4 protein-coding genes are annotated in these 3,372 nt (G+C 43.7%); 1 reads left to right on the top strand and 3 read right to left on the bottom strand.

Annotation, left to right across the window (positions count from 1 at the left end; all coding sequences use genetic code 11):
• Positions 1-874 precede the first annotated feature (874 nt).
• Positions 875-1,858 (top strand): hypothetical protein, encoded by a 984-nt coding sequence (locus tag NDI34_RS27935; RefSeq protein ID WP_348234472.1) that lies wholly within the window; start codon positions 875-877, stop codon positions 1,856-1,858.
• On the opposite strand, the gene NDI34_RS27930 is transcribed toward NDI34_RS27935, so the two are convergent.
• The 3 genes from NDI34_RS27930 to NDI34_RS27920 all read right to left on the bottom strand — a co-directional run.
• Positions 1,855-1,998 carry a hypothetical protein gene (locus tag NDI34_RS27930; RefSeq protein WP_348234471.1) on the bottom strand — a complete coding sequence of 48 codons (144 nt, stop codon included), beginning with the start codon at positions 1,996-1,998 and terminating at the stop codon, positions 1,855-1,857. The genes NDI34_RS27935 and NDI34_RS27930 overlap by 4 nt on opposite strands.
• Before the next feature lie 62 nt (positions 1,999-2,060).
• Positions 2,061-2,936: a manganese catalase family protein gene (locus NDI34_RS27925; RefSeq protein ID WP_190413075.1), complete on the bottom strand. Its 876-nt coding sequence runs from the start codon at positions 2,934-2,936 to the stop codon at positions 2,061-2,063.
• 248 nt (positions 2,937-3,184) lie between these two features.
• A partial coding sequence (locus NDI34_RS27920) for a transposase (protein WP_348232469.1) occupies positions 3,185-3,372 on the bottom strand: 188 nt, incomplete at its 5' end.

Genomic DNA, 3,372 nt, shown 5'->3' with positions numbered 1-3,372 from the left:
GTTTTATCTTCCTCTTTCATGGGGGGAGCATTACCATCGAGTCTCACTCTAGAGAAGGAGCTGGGATCGAGTTGTGGTCGATTTTTCAGAACTCTTTTCACAGTTGCAGCTCATAAGGTTTTTCTTCACCTATCTTTAGGCTGAAATTTAAATTATTTAAGTAGTTGAATTAATTTTTAGGGATAGAGAGTCCCCTTCGAGGCAAAAAAAGCTGAGATTTGGTAATTTTTAATCCAGCCGAAAATGCCAAAACATCTAATCTAGAGATTCAGCTACATTTTTTTAATTAAACTAACGCGATGTGCAACTTTTCCGAATAAAAATCCCACGGAATTATTTTAGGAAGTCTAGCTTTCATCCCACGCTTGTACTTGTATCAAGTGCTTATGAGACAGCCTAGCAGCCGTAGGTTGGCTCTGTGTGAGAGAAAAAACAAAGCAAACGTTTGCTGCATTTGGGTTACACGCACCTCAACCCAACCCATAGGGAATTTGTTAGTCAGCCGTTTCGTTTCACCTCTCTCCTCCAAAAGAGGGATTCTTTTTTGGGCTTGCATACCTGCAAGTCTAGACATAGCAGCTTGTCCTTAGTAACTTACAGGCTGCTCCTAATTATGAAGATTGTGTCAAGAATACTCCTGACTATTTTAAAGATTGTATAAACTTAATATTAAAAAATCTTCATCAGTGAAAATTCCTTGTATATTTACTTAGAAAACAAGTAGGGTGCATTGAAGAGGTTCAGTAACAATACGTTTATCGGAACAGCGATACCGTAAAATTTTAACCTCTAATAGAAGAAAAGTTACATGGGATACCAGGGAAAATGCTGAAACTTGTTACTTTTGCGAATAATTTATCTGTGTAACTTAATCATGGCGGCTAAAACACCAAAGGTTTGGTCATTCACCGAGAGGGCAACATTAGAATTTTGGGTAGAAGATCCACGACGGGGTGAACGACTCGAAGACATTCATCTTGATTCTGAGCAATGGTTCCAATGGCTAAATTTACCAAGTTCTAAGTCATTTAAATTTGAGCCAGTCGATCAACGTACATCTGATTTCATCGCTAGCAAAGAAACTAAAACCGATGGATATTTTTGGTACGCCTACAAGAAAGTAAATGGCGAACTATATCACTGTTACATCGGGCTTAGCAAAGATTTAACGTTGATGCGACTCAGAGAAATAGGGTTGCAATTGCTACAAACTGCGAAAAATGATAGTCCTTCCAGCCAGCAAAGTTATATACAAGAAGTCCATTTAAATTTGCCTGGTGAATCTCAGGAAGTACACCATCTGAAACAGGAAATTCAGCGGTTACAGGACGAACTAACAAACTCTCGCCTAGAGCTTGAGAAGAATCAAAGTATTTGCACTCAACAAATTGCTGCCAAAGAGGTTCATTTAACAGAATTGGAGCAGCTGAGACAGGAAAATCAGCGGTTACAAGATGAACTGGCAAATTCTCGGCTAGAGCTTGAAAAGAATCAAAGTATTTGCACTCAACAAAGCGCTCCCAAAGAAGTTCATTTGAAAATCTTGGTTGAATCCAAGGAATTAGAGCAGCTAAAACAGGAAAATCAACGGCTACAGGATGAACTGGCGAACTCTCGCCAAACTTACCTAATAGCTTGTCAAGAACATAAGGAAGCGATTCAACAGCTACGCCATCAAAATCAGCGGCTCCAAACTGAGTGTGACCAGATGAATGAAGAGATCAAACAGCTCTATGCTAAATATGGCGACCTGAAACTGGAAAAGATAATCCGGCACCAGGACAGCGAAAGAGTGAAATCCCGGACGACTTTCCCAGAGCAGAAGGTAAGCCTGTCAAACACTGCGTACAGCTTTTAGATATGGTGGCGTACAGAGCGATCGCTTGAGCGAAAAAAAGTAGGAAGCGATCGCTCTCCATCAAGTAGGGTGGCGTAGAGAGCGATCGCGTTACACACCTGCAAAAATACAGGTGTGTTGATACCTTGCTGCAATAGCATCGATTAGGTTTTGGTTGAGAATTAGCCGACACGCAGGCGAACTAATTCTCAGCAGTTATTTGTTAGGTGTGTCGTGCCTTTTCAAAACCTGGGGTACCGTGCAACTTTGGTTCAGCAGGCGGAGGTGTCGGTTCTGGCCCTAACGGTTGCGGATTCTCTACATACTCAAACTCGCCTTTGCCGTCCATTGATTTGCCTTTCGCCCAACGTCCTTCAGCACTTTCGGTACCGTCAGAGTGATTCCAGAACTGATAGGCATACTCCCGCTTCTCCAATTCCAGCGGGAAGGAACTCGGAACCGGAGTGTCGTCCAGTCCGGAGTCTACGATATCCTCAATCGCTGCCAACCACTGGTTTTGGTGCATGGTGTCGCGGGCGATCATGAAACTCAAGGTATCTTTCACGCCTGGGTCGTCTGACATTTCATACATTCGCACCGCCTGCAAGCGACCTTGCGACTCGGCGTGGAGATTAGAGCGGAAATCTGCTAACAAATTACCGCTGGCGACGATAAAGCGACCGTTCCAAGGGTAGCCAACGCTGTCAGAGGGCGTCGCACCCAACCCGGAGACAATGGCGTGCTGCGGGTTCATCGCTGCTGCCATAATCTCATTCCGCACGTTAGAACCGCCCATAACCGCGCCGACTAGCCGATCTGCGGCACCTTCCTCTTGGACTTTTAGAGGCGCTTTGTCCAGCAGATGGGCGATCATCGTGGCAAGCATCTCAACGTGACCGATTTCTTCGGTACCAATGTCCAGTAGCATATCGCGGTACTTAGCAGGCCCTCGACAGTTCCATCCCTGAAATAGGTACTGCATCATCACGGTCATCTCGCCAAAAGTGCCGCCGATCAGTTCCTGAATCTTCATGGCGTAGACCGGATCGGGGTTTTGTGGCGGAGTGAAATACTGAAGTTGCTTTTTATGGTAAAACATTCAAAAACTCCGAATTCTTTTTACTATCAGAACAACAGAAAAATGGTGCAAATTGATATTTAGCAAATTGCTAAATACCGAAATTTCAATTGCAAAACTTATGCTCTCTACTCCTATAGGAAACTATTTAAATCAAGGTCTTGCCTCTTCCTGTAGAAGGACAGTTTTAAGTTTATTTTGGTAAATTTATTCTTGATTTATGTGCCTATTTAATGACGAATTACCAATTATAGCAATCGCCAAGGTAATTAGGACGACAAGCATAAGACATGCTCGATTGCATCTCGCAAACAATTAAACTGGTCGAGTTGTTTGCGGATGCGGCTCTTGAGCCAAGACCAGCAGTTCTCAATTTTGTTGAGGTCGGGGGAGTAAGGTGGTAAATACCAAAGTTGAGCACCAGCCGCTCGAATCAACTGCTCAATCCGCCCGCCCT

It is taken from the genome of Trichocoleus sp. DQ-U1 (assembly GCF_039961925.1).
Lineage (GTDB): Bacteria > Cyanobacteriota > Cyanobacteriia > Cyanobacteriales > FACHB-T130 > FACHB-T130.
Note: the sequence above shows the minus strand (reverse complement) of the source record. Positions and strands in the feature narration are given on the sequence as shown.

What these genes read in the sequence shown, in the direction of transcription:
- NDI34_RS27930 (WP_348234471.1), bottom strand. Translation starts at nt 1,998, where the DNA reads ATGCTATTGCAGCAAGGTATCAACACACCTGTATTTTTGCAGGTGTGT.
- NDI34_RS27925 (WP_190413075.1), bottom strand. Translation starts at nt 2,936, where the DNA reads ATGTTTTACCATAAAAAGCAACTTCAGTATTTCACTCCGCCACAAAAC.
- NDI34_RS27935 (WP_348234472.1), top strand. Translation starts at nt 875, where the DNA reads ATGGCGGCTAAAACACCAAAGGTTTGGTCATTCACCGAGAGGGCAACA.